Below are 16362 nucleotides of genomic sequence, written 5' to 3'. Positions count from 1 at the left end.
TCTTGTTTAAATTAACTAGATATCTAGTTTAAACACCTTTGAATTTCGTTGAAAGTTGTAAAGCTGTTTCTTTTTTGCTGGAAGGTCTTCAAGGGTGGCTTGTTTAAAGCCTTGTTCCTGAAACCAATGTGCGGTGACAGTAGTCAATACAAAGATGCTTGTAAGTCCTTGCTGGTGTGCATGGTTTTTTATCGCTTCAAGTAACCGCTCTCCACGGTTGCCGCCTCGGTAGTCTGGATGTGTAGCAACACAAGCAAGTTCACCCATTTCATCCTCTGTATAGGGATAAAGCGCAGCACAAGCTATGGTCATACCATCTCTTTCAAGTACCATAAATTGTTCGATTTCTTGCTCTAACCTTTCTATTGAACGTGTAACTAAAATGCCTTTTTCTTCTAAAGGTTTAATTAGCTTTAAAATACCAGCCACATCTTCAACATTTGCATGCCTTAACTGTTCGTAAGAACGTTGCGATATTAATGACCCCGCACCGTCTCGAGTAAACAACTCTTGTAATAGCGCACCGTCTTGCCGGTAACTTACACAGTGACAGCGGCTAATACCCGCTTCTAGACTCGAGATTATTGCTTGAAATAACTGCTTCTCAGGTGCGTAAAAAGGCTGGGTGAGCATTTCATTGATTTGATCTAATTCTATACTTCTAAGTAGTCTTCCATCTTCAGATATCAAGCCATCTTGTTCTCTAAATAAGATTAGCTTGTCAGCATTCAACGCAATTGCAGCATTGGTCGCAACATCTTTGTGTGAAAGGTTAAATACCTCACCAGTAGCTGAATAGCCCATGGGAGGTAACAACACAATAGAGCCGTCATTAAGGTGATCATTTATACCGTCTACATCAATACGGCGCACTAGGCCGGTGTTTTCGTAGTCCACGCCATCCTGCACACCTATTGGCATAGCGACTACTAAGTTTCCAGAGCACACTCTTATTTGTGAGCCGTGCATTGGGGAGTTGGCTAACCCCATCGTGAGTAAAGCCTCGACCTGAGATCTTACCGAACCTGCGGCGTCTTTCACACATTCAAGGGTTGGCTTATTTGTAATGCGCACGTCTTGATGAAAACGAGGGGTTAAACCTCTGAGTAACGCGCGTTCATCAATTTGTGGTCGTGCTCCATGCACTAATACGAGTCTTACGCCTAGGCTATTTAATAGCGCTATATCGTGAATAATATTGGCAAAGTTTTCCTCTTCGATGGCCTCTCCACCAAACATCAACACAAAGGTTTTACCCCTATGAGCGTTGATGTAGGGCGCAGAGTTGCGAATGATTTTTACGCTATCGATATGAGATACAACCACTATTGAGTCCTTAGCTACTTTTGGCTAATTCAGCATCTAAAGCAGCAGAGACAGGCTTTATACCTGTTCCACCTAAGATACTGCGTTTGTCTACTAAATACTCTAATTGTAGAATTTCGTAAACATCATCTTCAATTAAGCCAGAGTATTTCTTAAGCTCTTCAAGGCTCAGCTCTTCAATGGCTTTCTTCTGCTCTAGTGCGGCCAGTACAACTTGGCCAGAAATATCGTGGGCAGTTCTAAATGGAATTCCTTTTGCAACAAGGTAGTCTGCAAGCTCAGTTGCGTTCGCATAGCCTTCACGGGCCGCCTTAGCACAACGTTCAGAATCCAATTTAATGCTATCGATAACCTCACAGGCAATGCATAAGCAAATATGCCATTGAGTAACGGCATCTAATAAGCCTTCTTTGTCTTCTTGCATATCTTTATTGTATGCCAAAGGTAGGCCTTTCATCGTGACTAACATGCCTTGTAAGCTGCCAAAAACGCGGCCGCATTTACCACGCATAAGCTCTAAGGCATCAGGGTTTTTCTTTTGAGGCATTAAAGAAGAGCCAGATGTTACTTCGTCACCAAGGGTAATAAACCCTGCTTCACCAGAGTTGAAGAATATTAAATCTTCAGCCATGCGAGACATATGCATCATGCTGGTACTTGCTGCAAAAAGTAACTCTAGAACAAAATCACGGTCTGAAACTGCGTCTAAACTATTTAAACATGGGCTGTCAAAACCAAGGTCGTCAGCAATTTCTTGACGATCAATCGGATAAGTCGTGCCAGCCAAAGCACCGCAACCAAGTGGAGATTGATTCATACGGGCTTTTAAATCCACTAAGCGGCTAATATCACGCTTAAACATTTCTACATAAGCTAAACACCAATGAGAGTAACGAACAGGCTGCGCGCGTTGTAAATGGGTATAGCCAGGTAAAATAACAGTTTTGTTATTACTAGCTGAGCCAACTAAAGACGCTTTTACGTTCTCTAAGTCAGCAATGAGTAGGTCAACGTGTTCACGTGTCCATAATTTGAAGTCGGTAGCAACTTGGTCATTACGGCTTCGGCCAGTATGTAACTTACGGGCAATATCGCCTAGCTGTTCGATAAGAGTAGCTTCAACAAAGCTATGAATATCTTCTTCACTGCTAGCATCAAAATCCAAAGTACCGTCTTCAGCTTTAACAAGTAATGCTTGTAACGCATCTTCTAACTGTTGTTGTTCGTCTGGCGTTAATACACCTGCTTTGCAAATAGCTTTAGACCATGCAATTGAACCTCTAATATCTTGGCTTGCTAACGCGCGGTCAAAGGGTAATGAGTCATTAACTCTTCTGAACATGGCGCTACTGCCGTCTTGAAAACGGCCTCCCCATAAACTCATTATTCTATTCCTGTATTTTTAAACGCCATGCCTTTTTTGTTCATGGCATCTATACGGCTAGATAAACTGAATAAACGGATAAAGCCTTCAGCATGACTTTGGTCGTATACATCATCTGCACCAAATGTTGCGAAGTCTTCTGAGTACAAACTGTTTGGCGATTTTCTTTGAACAACCGTTGCTTGACCTTTATATAGTTTAACAACTATTTCACCCGTTACTTTTTGAGCGAAGCTTGCTGCACCTGCTAACAGAGCATCATTTAAAGCGGTAAACCAGCGTCCATCGTACATTACGTGAGAGTACTCTAAGCCAATCTGTTCACGGTATTTAAGCGATGATTTATCCAGAACTAAACATTCTAGTGCTTTGTACGCCGCCATCATCACAGTGCCGCCCGGGGTTTCATAGCAACCACGTGACTTCATACCCACTAAACGATTTTCAACAATATCGATACGACCTACACCATGAGCAGCTGCGATTTCGTTCAGTTTCATCAATACGGCATAAGGCGTTAACTCTTCGTCATTCACTTTTGTCAATTTACCTTGGTCAAAAGTAAGATGAACACGTACTGCTTCATCTGGCGCATCTTCTGGGTCAACTGTCATAGTCCAGATCCCTTTAGTCGGTTCACACCAAGGATCTTCTAGCTCGCCACCTTCGTGAGATATATGCCAAGCGTTAGCATCACGGCTATAAATTTTAGTGAGAGATGCTGAGCAAGGAATATTCCGCTCTGCTAGATAATCAAGTAAATCTTCACGAGAAACCATGTCCCACTCACGCCATGGGGCGATAACAGTTAGTTCTGGTGCTAAAGCCGCGAATGTTCCTTCAAAACGTACTTGATCATTACCTTTACCAGTACAACCGTGACATAAAGCATCAGCCCCTACTTTGCGAGCAATCTCAACTTGCGCCTTTGCAATAATTGGGCGCGCCATTGAAGTGCCTAGTAGGTACTCACCTTCATATACTGCGCCTGTGGTAATAGTTGGATAAATGTAATCTGATACAAACTCTTCTTTTAAATCGACTATGTAGCATTCGCTTGCACCTGTTGCGATAGCTTTCTCGTGTAATCCGATAAGCTCTTCTTCGCCTTGCCCAACATCAGCTGCAAAGGCAATAACTTCACAGTCGTAGTTTTCTTTTAACCAAGGAATAATTGCAGATGTATCCAATCCGCCTGAGTATGCTAGTACCACTTTCTTGATAGGTTTGTTTTTTGCGATTGCCATGATAGTTCCTGTTAATAGCAGCGTCATTTCTTGTCTAAGTTGAAGCTGCGTTAATGTATTTTCTATTAGGTTGGGTTAGTCAACCTAATGCGATTTTTGTTGTTACAAGCTAGTCGTAGCTTGTCATTTATTAATTTGGTTTAAAGTCTTTAGCTAACAGCTCGACTAAAATTGCATTTTGACCATGCATACGGTTTTCTGCCTGTTGAAACAAAAGCGATTGCTCTGAGTCAATTAAGGTACCGCTTATTTCTAAGTCTCGATGAGCCGGTTGACAATGCAATACATAATCAGCACCTGTTTTTTCCATTAAAGCTTCGTTTATTTCATATCCAGAAAATGTATCTTTGATATCTGCAAGAGGGGTGTCGTCACCCATTGATAACCAAGTGTCCGTATACAAAACTTGAGCGCCAATAGCTGCATCAATATTAGTGCTAAGCGTTAACTTACCACCAAACTCTGCTGCGCGCTTTTCTGTTAATGCAATAATGTCAGAGTCGACCTCATACCCTTTAGGCGTAATCACGATTACTTCACAACCAAGGGCCACACCAACAAGCATAAGTGAATGGGTAACGTTGTTACCATCACCTATATAAGCTAATTTTACCTTGCTAAGATCTTCATAATGCTCACTAATCGTTAGGTAATCCGCCACGGCCTGGCAAGGGTGATACAGATCGCATAATGCATTAATCACTGGGACCTTTGCTGATTCAGCCAGTTCTTCTAAGGTACTATGAGCAAATACTCGAGCGACAATGGCGTCAGCCCAACATGCTAAGTTTGCGCCCATGTCTTTTACATCTTCACGACCTGCTAACTTATTAGACTGGCTATCTAAGTAAACTAAGTGGCCACCCAGTTTATTGATACCTATGTCAAAGCTTACTCGTGTTCGTAGTGAAGGTTTCTCAAATAAAGCCACAATAGATAGTCCATCTAATGCAGTACGATATGCTGTTGGATTACTTTTTATGGTTTTTGCTAATTTAAGCAATGCTACTAATTGCTCTGCGTTCCAATCTTTAAATGAGAGAAGATCTTTTTTCATGATCATACCTTGTCTATTGCTACGAAATTAATGTGCTGTAATTATTGAGGGCGAGATTTTGCTTCCAATTGCTTGTTGTTGCAACAGTCCAAGCAGTTTTTCTGAGTTTTTCCAACTCGCAATAGTAACACTGCGACCTAAACTGGTCGCTGCCGTAAGTGCAGCTTGAACTTTAACAATCATGCCATCACGAATAACATTCTGTGCGATAAGTTGCTCAATGGTTTCTGTATCTAATTGTTCAATGAGTGTTTTGTCAGCATCTAATACTCCAGGAACATCAGACAATAACAATAATTGCGCGTTTAAAAGCTGCGCCACTACAGTGGCTGCTTGGTCTGCATTCACATTGAGTAAATTACCTGACGAATCTGCTCCAATCGAACTAATAATGGGCAGCATATCAGTTGTGGCTAAGGCATCTAGCAGTGTGCTTTCAGCAGCGACGACTGCCCCAACGGAACCTAAATCTTTACGCAAAACTGTTGTTGTACACATATTACCGTCAACTAAGCTTAAGCCTACGGGGATTATGCCTGCTTTAATAGCTAGTCCACAAAGTTGTTTATTGGCCGTCCCCGCAAGAGCGCCAGTAATAAAGGGCATATGTTCTTTAGGAGTGACTCGCAATCCATCTATTTTTTGACTCTGCAAATTAAGGGCATGTAATAACTCTTCAACCATAGTACCGCCACCGTGAACTAGCACAACCTGATAGTGATCTTGCAGTTTGGCGATAGTACCAAGAAATTGAATGGCTATTTCTGGGGCTTGCATAAATGCCCCTCCTACTTTAATGACTAAGCTTTGTTTTATTGACATAATTAATTTACCAACCCCGCGTGAGATTCAAAGCCGAAACGTAAATTAGCACATTGCATTGCTTGAGAAGCAGCCCCTTTTAATAGATTGTCTATCGCACTACTCACGATTAAATAACCGGTTTTTTCGTCATATTTCCAAAACAAGTCACAATATGGGGTATGAGTGACATCATCGATTTTTGGCCAGCTGTTTCTAAGTCGCACTATTGAGCTATCTTTATAAGCTGCTTTATACGTTGCATTTATTTGAGCTTGAGTGGTTCCCGCGTGCATTTTCACACATATCGTTGCCAATATACCTCGCTTGAAGTTGCCCAAATGAGGTGTGAAAATAACAGGAGCCCCGAAATAGTCGGCAATCTCAGGTTGATGCCTGTGCCCAAGTACGCCGTAAGCTTGAAGACTAACTTCGGTGAAACTACTAGTTAATGCTGCTTTACGACCAGCACCTGATACACCAGATGTGGCGTTAATTACCGGAAAATACGCGGGGTCAATTAGCTGCTCTAATGGTTTAAGTGCAGTCAAAGATGCAGTGGGGTAGCAACCAGGTACAGCTACTAAATTTGCTTTACTTATTTCATCTTGGTGCCAGTCAGCTAGTCCGTATACTGCCTTATCTAATAAGTCTGCAGCAGTATGTTCAAATCCATAGTAATCTGCAAAAACGTGTTTATCTTTAATTCTAAATGCGCCAGACAGATCCATGACAACGGCTTTTCTACCCGTTAAATCAGTCATCCATTTATGGCTGGCTTCATGGGGAGTGGCTAAAAATATCAAATCGAAATTAGTAGCTAAATCCGTTAATTTGCTCTCGTCAATAGGTTGTAACTTCAGACTAATTTGACCAAAGAGCTTTGGATGGATATCTCCGAGTGGCTTGCCAGCATCTGCACTGTTAGTTGAAACGAATAAGGCGGCTAGCTCAAAATTAGGATGTTGATTAACAATAGCGGCTAGTTCTGCACCAGTGTACCCACTGGCTCCAATAATACATGTTTTGATCATGAAAAATTCTCTATAAACTCAAAAATGAGTTGTGTGCTTACTTAAAAAGGGGATGAAAAAGCACTTTTTGCCCAAAAAGCTATTTTAAGGCAAAAAGTGGGCTATACGCCACAATTTCAACTATCGTCGAAACAAAATATTGGCGAAGCTAGGCAGGGAAGTGGATCTAAAAATTGTGATGTGCATATTCGTTACGTAACCAAAATAAATTAATGTACAAGCTATAGTGACGTTTAATAATAGATTAAACCACTTTTACAATCTTTGTAGGATGCCATTTTAAGTATAATTATGCAAATAAAGTGAATAAATATTTTTAGGGGTTGTTATGCCAAATTTGTCTTTTATAGAACATGCCTTGTCTTTCTTTAGCTCCTTCTTATAAGTGCTTTGAGTAAATTAATAACCAGTCATGTTACGCTATTAATTACGTTGTTATTGAGATGTTTTGATAAAGTAGAATTTCATATAATTATTCAAAAAGTGCAAGGCGGAACTATTCGCTATATATCTAACTTGTTTGAACATAAAGTAGATATATCCCTAGTCATTTACTTTCTTTGTTGGGATGAGCGCCGTTTTTGGCAACGAGATAATAATCAATGGGTAAATAATTTTAGAGTGCGAATTATACAACTGGAGCATAGTTCATTAATCAACTAAGGTGTGACACCAGAATATGAGGGCCTTCAAGCTTGTGAATACGTCCATCAGTCATATGAGTTTGTGTTAATCTTATTGTAAATCTATTGCAGTAAATGATTAGTAAAGTGTGCTTCTAAAATAGTAGGTTTAACCCTTTTATCTTGTTATTCTGTTTTAAATTGTCAACACAAGGTTAAGTTATCCATGCAGAAAACCGTTGCTTTGGTTGCCCATGATCACAAAAAGCCAGATTTGGTTAAATGGTCATTAGCGCATAAAAATGAGTTAAGTAAACATAAATTGGTTGCCACTGGTACCACAGGAAGCATATTGCAAAAAGAGTTATCTCTAGATGTACATTGCTTTAAAAGTGGCCCTTTGGGTGGTGATCAGCAAATCGGGGCTTTGATCGCAGAGAAAAAATTAGATTGTTTGATCTTTTTTTGGGATCCCCTAAATCCAGCGCCTCACGATCCAGATGTTAAAGCTTTATTGCGACTTTGCTCTGTTTGGAATTTACCGGTTGCTTGTAATATGGCGACGGCTGATATGCTAATTACATCACCCTTCTTTGTTGAAGGTGAGACCTATCATCGAGATATCCCTGATTTGTAGACGTTTTCACTAGATATGAATAATGCATAGAAACCAATCTAACTATTTAGCCAGATTGGTTTTTATTCGCAATTAAAGACTTGTATCAAAATTCTTAATTGGCACCAATTGTCAGAAGGTGATTCAAAGCTGAAATAATGAAGCTTGTACTGTGGGCGGGAGACAGAGCGTAAAACTGCTCCCATGCTTGTATTTTATGTTCGTCGTAATGTGCTTGGTGTTCTGGGAATGTATCAACATGAGCTAAATTAACGGCGTGACCAATAGTGACGTCTATTACGATGGCTTCGTCTATGATTAAACTCGGGTTTTGCTCGAAAAAGCTAGCCAAAGCTTCTAGAGTCTCTATGGTCAATTGGCGATACTCTGCAGCATGAATATTGTTAAACATATGCTCAATAAGCAAAGCAAACGCTTGTTCGCCTTCCGTCATGTCACTTAATACTAAACGGCTACAGAGTCGGTTACGTTTATCTAGCTTATTGCCTATAACTAAACCGCTAGTATGGTGCAATACTCTCCATATTTTTGCTAAAAACTGACTAGATCGTCTATCAATTATGCCTTGATGTTGTCGCCATGCTAACCAGCCTTCTTCGGGCATTGCTAATTTATCTAACCCTAAATTCTGCTGCCAGTTTAATATTTGAGTATTGCCTTTAGCGTGCAGAGCTTCCATTTGTTGTGGCAAATCTGCTAAAGTTTGAAAATCTTCTAACACAGCTTCTAATCGAGATTGAATGTCACAGGGTGACAAGCCCATTAACACCTCATAGGCTTCATCTGCTGTGCTTTTTTCAGCTCTTACTATTTGACTGGTAAGTAAAATGATTAACTGACTCGCGCGAATAGTTAATAACTCACTAAACAGCTCTGGACGAGCTTTAATCAGTAACCCAAGATAAAGTAAAACCTCTTGGGTTAAAATTTGATCGCGAACGTCTTCTCGACAATATTGCGTAATACGTTGTAAGAGTTCATCATCACTTAGCGGTCGAGTAATTAGTGAATCATCATGATATGAGCGGCCAACTTGTATGAATTTTTGAGCCACCAATAAATCACCTACTGCGAGGTCAATGTCTCCGATAACTTTGCCTTGCAACCCAGCTGCTTGACGTAGCACTGACCATAGCCTTAGACGGCCCGCATGGGCATGAACTTCTTCAATTAAATCATATAGTCTGCGATTTGAACCTTCTATTTCAACACAATACTCAAGAGACTGCATGGAGACTAGTTGGGTTAACAATGAAATTTGTTCATATAAGTTGTTGGCTTGGGTTAATTGATCGACTAAGGATAACAAATCGTTGTTTAAGGCAATTTTTAACTCTTCATTGGGATCGAGCGTTTGATGCTTTCCATTTAATGGCAACATACAAGGTTTATAGAGCAACTCTGCTAAGGGCTCTTCAGGTAGATTTAGATCATGTAAATGTTCAACATGTTCTACTGTTGCTGTGTTAAGTAATTGAGCCATATGTTCGTGACGAACAGGTATCCCATCTACTACGCCGCTATCGATTTGTTTTACTAACGCATAAAACGCTGAACGGTCTGTTTCTAATAAATTATGCGTCAGTAAAACGGTGACAGTAGGGCGGCCTAGTTCGGTCCAGTTTCTGTGAAGATAACTGAGTTCTGATTTAAAATGCCCCACCAAAAAGTCTATGTCGTAACTTAAAAAGTACGCTTGTTGAAGGAATGAAGGTGTAAGACACACGGCTTGCTGTTTTCCCATCATGTAAACACGGCTTGTTGTTAGGCTTTTCAAGCTACGTTCGATGCGTCCTGTTAAGCCAAGGGGTTGACATAATCCTATTTGGCCATGAACCTTTGCTATATGCTCGGGGAGGTAAACTTGTACTGGTGAAATATCATCTAAGGTTTGTGTACTGACACCATAGGTTTCTAACTCTTCTTTTAAAATGCGGTCCTCAGCTAAAAATACTATCTGCACAACTGGTTTTTTTGGGGTTTTATGATGACGCCTACCTAGCGGATCTAAATCACCAGGGCGTAATAAATCATCTTCGAGCATTGATCCTAATAGATACAAGCTTTGAGCCCAGACTAAAGGCACGTTATCGTTTGGTTCTCTGGGTTGTGAACCAGGTTTTTTTCGTTCTTGCTCAATATGATGTTCTGGAACAAAATAGAGTTCAGGTAATAACTGTTGTCCATTTTGTTCTACTAATACGGCGTTAAGCCTTTCCCGGTAATGGGCTATTTGGTCTTTGTCATCTCGAAATATTGCATCTAAGTAAAGGTAGGTATAGAACAGTGGCCATTCAGATTCTATATGCTCAAATTGTTTTAGCTCTTCTTCTTCATAGTGTAAGCGACCTTCGTCTTCAATGGCAGTTTGATGACCATCCCGTAAAAAACGCTTCAGTCCGTAGTTGCCCTCAAGCTTGTTAATGATGTCTTCACGAACTTTTTTAGAGAGGGCTTTGTCTTTCACTGCAAATGCGGGATAACCGATAATACTAAGTAAAGCTGCGTCCGTTTCTTTGGTATTCGATTCTCTAGGCAACATCGCGGTTAAGGTAATGTTAGATTGCGCAATGTTATCGGGTACCACATGAATAACACTAGACTGAGAGCCTTTAGTTCCAAATAAATTAAAGCCTGATAGAGCCTCTAATGCCGCCTTGGCCATACCTAAGGAGCTTGCGTTTAATTCTACATGACCACTGTTAGTTTTCGCTCCACGCTCCCAAATTCCAAAATCTGGTGTGCGGTAAGCTCGTTCTATGTAGTAAACTAAGTTTTGTACGAAATTAACTTCTTCTTCTGTCCAAATGACTTCAAGACCAGAAGCAATCATTTGTGTCATGGTCAACAAAAAAACTGAAGTTGCATCAATTTGTAAGTGCCCCCATTCGTCGTCACCTACTACTGGCTCTCCCGTAGCGGTATCATATTTTGCATGCAGAGAATCGATTGGAGTTCGGGTTTTCTTAAATTTTTCTATTTTTGATGATTGGGCCATCATGGAACGTAGTAAGGCCCGCATAAGTTTTACTGTGCGCTGTTGTAGCTCAAAGCCTCTGCCGTTATCGTTATCTAAATTACGATACGCAAGCGCTAAGCCCCATACCGCTAATATACTGTAAACATTATCACGAACCCATGCATCTTGATAATTTCCATGGACAGTAACGGCTGTACTGGCAGGTAGCAATCCAGAAATCGGGTGTTGTTTATCGAGTATCACGGACTTTACTTGATCGTGATATCTATCAAGCTTAATTCGCAGCTGAATGTCTTCCATAAAGTCTCCAGTTGGCTCTTTTTGTTGAGCCAATTTAATTTTTAGGTGTACTACATATACATTCTTTGCAATATTTACTTATCTTTAACTGTGATTATTCAGTTGCCAATCATACGTTCTATAACCTTTGTGCTTTTCTAGTCGTATGGTTGGAATTTCAGTAAGAAATATGTCTGACAGTAATATCCTTCGAGCATAAAACAAAAGCGGTTTGAATGAAATGTACTGTCATTAAGAAATGTATAAAAAAAGCGCCAGTTGGCGCTTTTTTTACAGGCTGTTAACACCATGTATTTATTAAGTTTATAGTACAAGAAAGAATTAAACTGTTCGTTGTTTCTTATGCTTTTTACAGTGTTTTTTACAGTCTTGCATTTTTTCGATTCTCTCTGTGATTTTTTGTTGCTGTTCTGAGGTTAGTATATTCCATACATTATGACGAACGTTAGCTTTTGAAACTGACATGGCTACAAAGTCAGATTGATACTCAACGCTAAGTGTTAACCAATTTTCAGAGCTGAAATCACCACTGGTAATTAAAGCTCGTTCAGCTTCTTTAAACTCTTTGAGTTTAGCTCTTAAATCTTTATCTGTTGCTCTTGCTTGCTCACGAATTGATTTAACTGCAGTTTTTTGCTCATCGGTTAAAGCTAGCTTTTTAAACATTCCTCCTTCGCGTTTGTGTTTACCTTTTTTGTTTGATTCTTTAGATTTAATCTCTGCTTTTTTTTCGGCAACCAGACTTGAGAACATAGTTTTTTGCTCTGTCGTTAGCGCATTCCATACTAAGTTTTTTTGTGTGGCTCGTTGTAGCATTTTATCCGTTTGTACGGATTGACTTTGCGCCAAGGCACTTTCAATGGCAATCTGATCCCATTCATTGGACTGCACCAAGGTTTGTATATTAGATCTAAATCTTTCGCTGTCTTCTTTAAACAGGCGAGCGTCTTGACGGCTTTGCTTTAGTATTTCTTTAATGTCTTGTTTCTGAGCATCAGTTAAAGAAAGTTGCGAGAGTATTTGACGCAAACCATTATGGTCACGCTCTTTCTTAGCTAGGGCTGGAACAGCGACTACCAAAGCAAGAGAAAGAGCTATTGGGGTTAATAAAGTTTTAAACTTCAACATAGGTATATCCTTTATGCGGCTGAATAATTTCAGTGGATTTAGTGTAACTAATGCAACGCAAAGAAACGCAAAGGGAGTGTAAAGCTTTTGTAAATAGAGGAGATGTCGCCTTTAAGGCTGCGTTATCATAAATTTATGTTAATGCGGAGTCGTTAGACTTACAAGTTGAGGTAATTTATGAGTAACAAACAACTTTTATTAATTGATGATGACACTGAACTTACAGAGCTATTATCACAGTACCTTAAGCCTCAAGGTTATGAAGTAGATATTGTTCATGACGGTGAGGCTGGAATAGCCCAAGCTACGTCCGGTAAACATTATGATCTTATCCTATTGGATGTGATGTTACCGAAGTTTGATGGCTTTGAAGTTTTAAAAAAGCTTAGGGTGAGTCATTTAACTCCCATTCTTATGCTGACAGCAAAGGGTGACGATTTAGATAAAATTTTGGGTTTAGAAATGGGAGCTGACGATTATCTAGCTAAACCATTTAATCATCGCGAGTTATCTGCTCGTATCAAAGCATTGGTGCGTCGTATGTCATTGCTGCCAGCGACTAGTGTGCAACAAAACCTTAAATTAGATGATGTCGAGTTATCTCCTTCATCACAGCAAGTTCTCTGTGGGGGGAGGTTATTAGAACTCACCGGCACTGAGTATTCTATTTTGCATTTGTTGATGCTGAACCATGGAAATTTATTGAGTAAAGAAGATATTAGCGAGAAAGTACTAGGGCGAAAGTTAGCACAGTTTGATAGAAGTATAGATATGCATGTCAGTAATCTACGTAAAAAATTAGCCGAGTTTAATACCAAAGAAAAAATTAAAACTCATCGTGGCGCGGGTTATTTGTATTTGGTAGAAGCATGAGCTTTTTGAAACGGGTTAACCCTGCAGCTAGTTTGTTTTTTAAAATGTTTTTATGGTTCTGGTTGGCGATATTTTTAGTTTTTGTGAGCTCTATATGGTTAGTAAAGCAACTTGATTCCGAAGTTAAATACCGGCCCTTGAACTCAGAACAACAAAAAGAATTAGCAATTGTAACCCGAAGAGTACAAAAGCAAGCTGATAAACTATCCGAGCTAGAATCACTTGAATCGATGTTATATCAGGCTGGCAAACGTTCTAGAGTTGGCTTGGTATTATATAACTCTAAAGATAAAACGGTAATTTTTGACAACCCTAAGCGTATGCAAGCTTCCATTAATGTTAGTGAACTTTTTGAGTCGCGCTATAGGTCTTTGGCTATTTGGGTCGATGGTTTAGCGTATTGGGGAGCGAGTAATATTGAAGTTGCAGGAAAAGAATATCAATTGTTTCTGGTCACGCCCAGACCAGGAGGGACCTTAAGAGTCATTCGCCATCAGTATCCTGGGCTGTTTATTAGTTTATTAATTCTTCTTAGCGGGGGACTCTGTTATCTATTTGTAAACTCAATTCTTAAACCTATTATTCAATTGCAAAACGCCTCTAAAAGAATGGCTCGAGGCGATCTTTCTGCTCGCGTGGAAGCTGTAGGTGAACGACTTGATGAAATTGGACAACTTGGCCGAGATTTTAATTATATGTCTGAACAGGTCGAGTGTTTATTGATTGGGCAGAAACGATTATTAGCAGATATTTCCCATGAGTTACGATCTCCACTTACACGTTTACAATTATCTATAGGTATTGCACAACAACAGAGTGAGTCAGAGGTGTCAGCTGATATGATATTGGCGTTAGAAAGAATCGAAAAGGAAGCGGGGCAAATAGAAAGCATGATTAGTCAAGTTTTGATGCTGTCTAAATTAGATAACCAGCTACCGATTCAAAATCTACAAGCTGTTAGTATAGTAGGGCTTATGACTCCCATTATTACCGATGCTGAGTTTGAAGCCAAACAGAAAGGTAAAACAATTAGTTACCTATGTGATTGCTCACTTACCATTGATGCTGAGCCTCAGCTACTAAGTAGTGCTGTGGAAAATGTTTTGCGCAATGCCATTCATTACGCTAATGGCATTGTGAAAGTAAAAGTATCATTAAGTAACAATATGCTAGAGTGGACTATTTTGGATGATGGTAATGGTATTCCTGAAACGCAGCTCACTAAAATATTTGACGCCTTCTATCGAGAGTCGACCGCACGTGATAGGGACAGCGGCGGTATAGGTTTGGGTTTGGCAATTGCTTGCCAAGCCATTGCAAAGCACAATGGGACGATAAAAGCGGTTAATCGCTCACAAGGCGGGCTAGCGGTAATTATGACTATCCCAATCGTTTAATGTTGTGTTTTGAAGTGGTCTTTAGAGTATAAGAATATACAAAAATGAATAACTATGAATATATTAAGCAAAGAACATAAATTAGAAGCATCTTATGGACATGTAATTACTCCCTTTTGGGACAAGAAAATGAAATTTGGAAGTTTTCAAGGCTTTGGTGATGTGAAAATTGCTTATTCATTTGTGAAACACCCGTCCCCCATAGGGTCAATTGTTATTTCTTCTGGACGTATTGAATCGATGGTTAAGTACAAAGAGGTTGTTTTTGACTTATACCAAGCTGGATATTCTGTTTTTATTCACGACCATAGAGGGCAAGGACTGTCTGGACGCATGTTAAGCAATAAACATTTGGGGTATGTGACTGACTTCTCCGATTATGTTACTGACTTTAAAACATTCATTGATAAAGTCGTGACTCAACACAGTGAATATCAGCCTAAGCTATTATGTCATTCAATGGGCGGAGCTATAGGTGCAATGGTAATATTGCGTTACCCTCATATATTTGAAAAAGTGGCTTTCTCCTCGCCCATGTTTGGTATTTTACCGATACTACCAAGGTGGCTTGGACAATGTTTATTAGGCCTACATAAAACATTAAAGTCTGAATCCACATATTTTTGGGGCCAAAAAAATTATCAGAATAAGCCTTTTAAAGATAACGATTTAACCCATAGTCAAATTCGCTATCAGGTTTTTAGAAATGAATATCACGACCAACCAAACATTCAACTTGGTGGCGTGACTGGTAGTTGGTTAAAAGCTGCAATTGAGGCAATGGACAATATTGAAAATGATGCGTTGGATTTTCCGATACCATCACTGGTAATTCAAGCTGGTGGAGATACAGTGGTTGATAATAAACGGCAAGCCTCTGTTGCAAGTAAATTAGCAAATTGCAGATTTATGGTCATTGAAAAGGCCAAACATGAACTAATGGCAGAGCTGGATATATATAGAGGTAAAGCCATGAACGCTATTTTGGATTTTTACATCTAATTGTATTCAGATAAACCCAGTTGTTTTTGTTAATATTATCCATATAACTTCCCAAAATGATTATTTATGCTTGATATTGTTTTATACCAACCTGAAATTCCTCCCAATACTGGAAATATTATTAGATTATGCGCCAATACCGGATTCGCATTACATCTAATTGAGCCGTTAGGTTTTGAATGGGATGATAAAAGAGTCCGAAGAGCTGGTTTAGACTATCATGAGTTTGCTCAAGTAAAGAAATATCCTTGCCTAGAGGCATATATTGAAGCACGTGCCCCTAAAAGAGTTTTTGCTTGTACTACTAAAGGCAAAGCATTTTTTGCAGAGGTTGAATACCAATTAGGAGATGCTTTATTATTTGGTCCAGAAACTAGAGGTTTACCTGACGATGTAATTCAGTCTCTCCCCCCTGAACAAAGAGTACGGATCCCCATGTTACCTGAAAGTCGTAGTATGAATTTATCTAATGCAGTATCAGTATTTGTGTATGAAAGTTGGCGTCAATTGAATTTTAATGGGGCTGTTTAGTTATCTTTAGGAGTGGACCCCTCATTAAATTTGATGTTAACT

Annotated in this window: 13 protein-coding genes; 5 read left to right on the top strand and 8 right to left on the bottom strand. The window is 39.6% G+C overall.

Annotated features, from left to right (window positions below; all coding sequences use genetic code 11):
• Positions 1-15: 15 nt before the first annotated feature.
• The 6 genes from argA to argC all read right to left on the bottom strand — a co-directional run bounded on the left by argA (position 16) and on the right by argC (position 6849).
• The gene (gene argA, locus ABJD71_RS18410; protein WP_348173021.1) at positions 16-1326 is read right to left on the bottom strand and encodes an amino-acid N-acetyltransferase; all 1311 of its coding nucleotides are present in this window, start codon (positions 1324-1326) and stop codon (positions 16-18) included.
• Between the two features lie 10 nt (positions 1327-1336).
• Positions 1337-2710 (bottom strand): argininosuccinate lyase, encoded by a 1374-nt coding sequence (gene argH, locus ABJD71_RS18405; RefSeq protein ID WP_348173018.1) that lies wholly within the window; start codon positions 2708-2710, stop codon positions 1337-1339.
• Positions 2710-3957, bottom strand: a complete 1248-nt coding sequence (locus tag ABJD71_RS18400) for an argininosuccinate synthase (protein WP_348173015.1) — start codon at positions 3955-3957, stop codon at positions 2710-2712. Before ABJD71_RS18400 ends, argH begins: the two co-directional genes overlap by 1 nt.
• A gap of 130 nt (positions 3958-4087) precedes the next feature.
• Positions 4088-5014 (bottom strand): ornithine carbamoyltransferase, encoded by a 927-nt coding sequence (locus tag ABJD71_RS18395; protein ID WP_348173012.1) that lies wholly within the window; start codon positions 5012-5014, stop codon positions 4088-4090.
• A gap of 27 nt (positions 5015-5041) precedes the next feature.
• Positions 5042-5836: an acetylglutamate kinase gene (argB, locus tag ABJD71_RS18390; protein ID WP_348173009.1), complete on the bottom strand. Its 795-nt coding sequence runs from the start codon at positions 5834-5836 to the stop codon at positions 5042-5044.
• 2 nt (positions 5837-5838) lie between these two features.
• Entirely contained in the window at positions 5839-6849 is a 1011-nt protein-coding gene (argC, locus tag ABJD71_RS18385; RefSeq protein WP_348173006.1) for an N-acetyl-gamma-glutamyl-phosphate reductase, read from the bottom strand.
• A gap of 849 nt (positions 6850-7698) precedes the next feature.
• Here argC and ABJD71_RS18380 point away from each other — a divergent pair.
• Positions 7699-8109 (top strand): methylglyoxal synthase, encoded by a 411-nt coding sequence (locus tag ABJD71_RS18380; RefSeq protein ID WP_348173003.1) that lies wholly within the window; start codon positions 7699-7701, stop codon positions 8107-8109.
• A 94-nt stretch (positions 8110-8203) separates the two neighbouring features.
• On the opposite strand, the gene ABJD71_RS18375 is transcribed toward ABJD71_RS18380, so the two are convergent.
• Together ABJD71_RS18375 and ABJD71_RS18370 are read right to left on the bottom strand one after the other, a co-directional pair.
• Positions 8204-11389: a glycoside hydrolase family 15 protein gene (locus ABJD71_RS18375; protein ID WP_348173000.1), complete on the bottom strand. Its 3186-nt coding sequence runs from the start codon at positions 11387-11389 to the stop codon at positions 8204-8206.
• Positions 11390-11710: 321 nt separating this feature from the next.
• A complete protein-coding gene (locus ABJD71_RS18370; protein ID WP_348172997.1) occupies positions 11711-12517 on the bottom strand; it encodes a Spy/CpxP family protein refolding chaperone in 807 nt (268 codons plus the stop codon).
• 177 nt (positions 12518-12694) lie between these two features.
• Between ABJD71_RS18370 and ABJD71_RS18365 the strand changes: the two genes are divergently transcribed.
• From ABJD71_RS18365 to trmL, 4 genes are all read left to right on the top strand, one after another.
• Positions 12695-13390, top strand: a complete 696-nt coding sequence (locus ABJD71_RS18365; RefSeq protein WP_348172994.1) for a response regulator transcription factor — start codon at positions 12695-12697, stop codon at positions 13388-13390.
• Complete coding sequence (locus ABJD71_RS18360) at positions 13387-14787, top strand: ATP-binding protein (RefSeq protein ID WP_348172991.1); 1401 nt, start codon at positions 13387-13389, stop codon at positions 14785-14787. The genes ABJD71_RS18365 and ABJD71_RS18360 overlap by 4 nt, the downstream gene beginning before the upstream one ends.
• Before the next feature lie 54 nt (positions 14788-14841).
• Complete coding sequence (locus tag ABJD71_RS18355) at positions 14842-15789, top strand: alpha/beta fold hydrolase (protein WP_348172988.1); 948 nt, start codon at positions 14842-14844, stop codon at positions 15787-15789.
• Between the two features lie 66 nt (positions 15790-15855).
• Positions 15856-16320, top strand: coding sequence for a tRNA (uridine(34)/cytosine(34)/5-carboxymethylaminomethyluridine(34)-2'-O)-methyltransferase TrmL (gene trmL, locus ABJD71_RS18350; RefSeq protein ID WP_348172985.1), 465 nt, complete (start codon positions 15856-15858; stop codon positions 16318-16320).
• The last annotated feature ends 42 nt before the right edge of the window (positions 16321-16362 follow it).

It is taken from the genome of Paraglaciecola sp. (genome assembly GCF_039943935.1).
Taxonomy (GTDB): domain Bacteria; phylum Pseudomonadota; class Gammaproteobacteria; order Enterobacterales; family Alteromonadaceae; genus Paraglaciecola.
Note: the sequence above shows the minus strand (reverse complement) of the source record. Positions and strands in the feature narration are given on the sequence as shown.

Excerpts from the sequence above, each read along its gene's own strand:
- argH (WP_348173018.1), bottom strand. The coding sequence starts at position 2,710 with ATGAGTTTATGGGGAGGCCGTTTTCAAGACGGCAGTAGCGCCATGTTC.
- ABJD71_RS18400 (WP_348173015.1), bottom strand. The coding sequence starts at position 3,957 with ATGGCAATCGCAAAAAACAAACCTATCAAGAAAGTGGTACTAGCATAC.
- ABJD71_RS18395 (WP_348173012.1), bottom strand. The coding sequence starts at position 5,014 with ATGAAAAAAGATCTTCTCTCATTTAAAGATTGGAACGCAGAGCAATTA.
- argB (WP_348173009.1), bottom strand. The coding sequence starts at position 5,836 with ATGTCAATAAAACAAAGCTTAGTCATTAAAGTAGGAGGGGCATTTATG.
- argC (WP_348173006.1), bottom strand. The coding sequence starts at position 6,849 with ATGATCAAAACATGTATTATTGGAGCCAGTGGGTACACTGGTGCAGAA.
- ABJD71_RS18380 (WP_348173003.1), top strand. The coding sequence starts at position 7,699 with ATGCAGAAAACCGTTGCTTTGGTTGCCCATGATCACAAAAAGCCAGAT.
- ABJD71_RS18375 (WP_348173000.1), bottom strand. The coding sequence starts at position 11,389 with ATGGAAGACATTCAGCTGCGAATTAAGCTTGATAGATATCACGATCAA.
- ABJD71_RS18370 (WP_348172997.1), bottom strand. The coding sequence starts at position 12,517 with ATGTTGAAGTTTAAAACTTTATTAACCCCAATAGCTCTTTCTCTTGCT.
- ABJD71_RS18365 (WP_348172994.1), top strand. The coding sequence starts at position 12,695 with ATGAGTAACAAACAACTTTTATTAATTGATGATGACACTGAACTTACA.
- ABJD71_RS18360 (WP_348172991.1), top strand. The coding sequence starts at position 13,387 with ATGAGCTTTTTGAAACGGGTTAACCCTGCAGCTAGTTTGTTTTTTAAA.
- ABJD71_RS18355 (WP_348172988.1), top strand. The coding sequence starts at position 14,842 with ATGAATATATTAAGCAAAGAACATAAATTAGAAGCATCTTATGGACAT.
- trmL (WP_348172985.1), top strand. The coding sequence starts at position 15,856 with ATGCTTGATATTGTTTTATACCAACCTGAAATTCCTCCCAATACTGGA.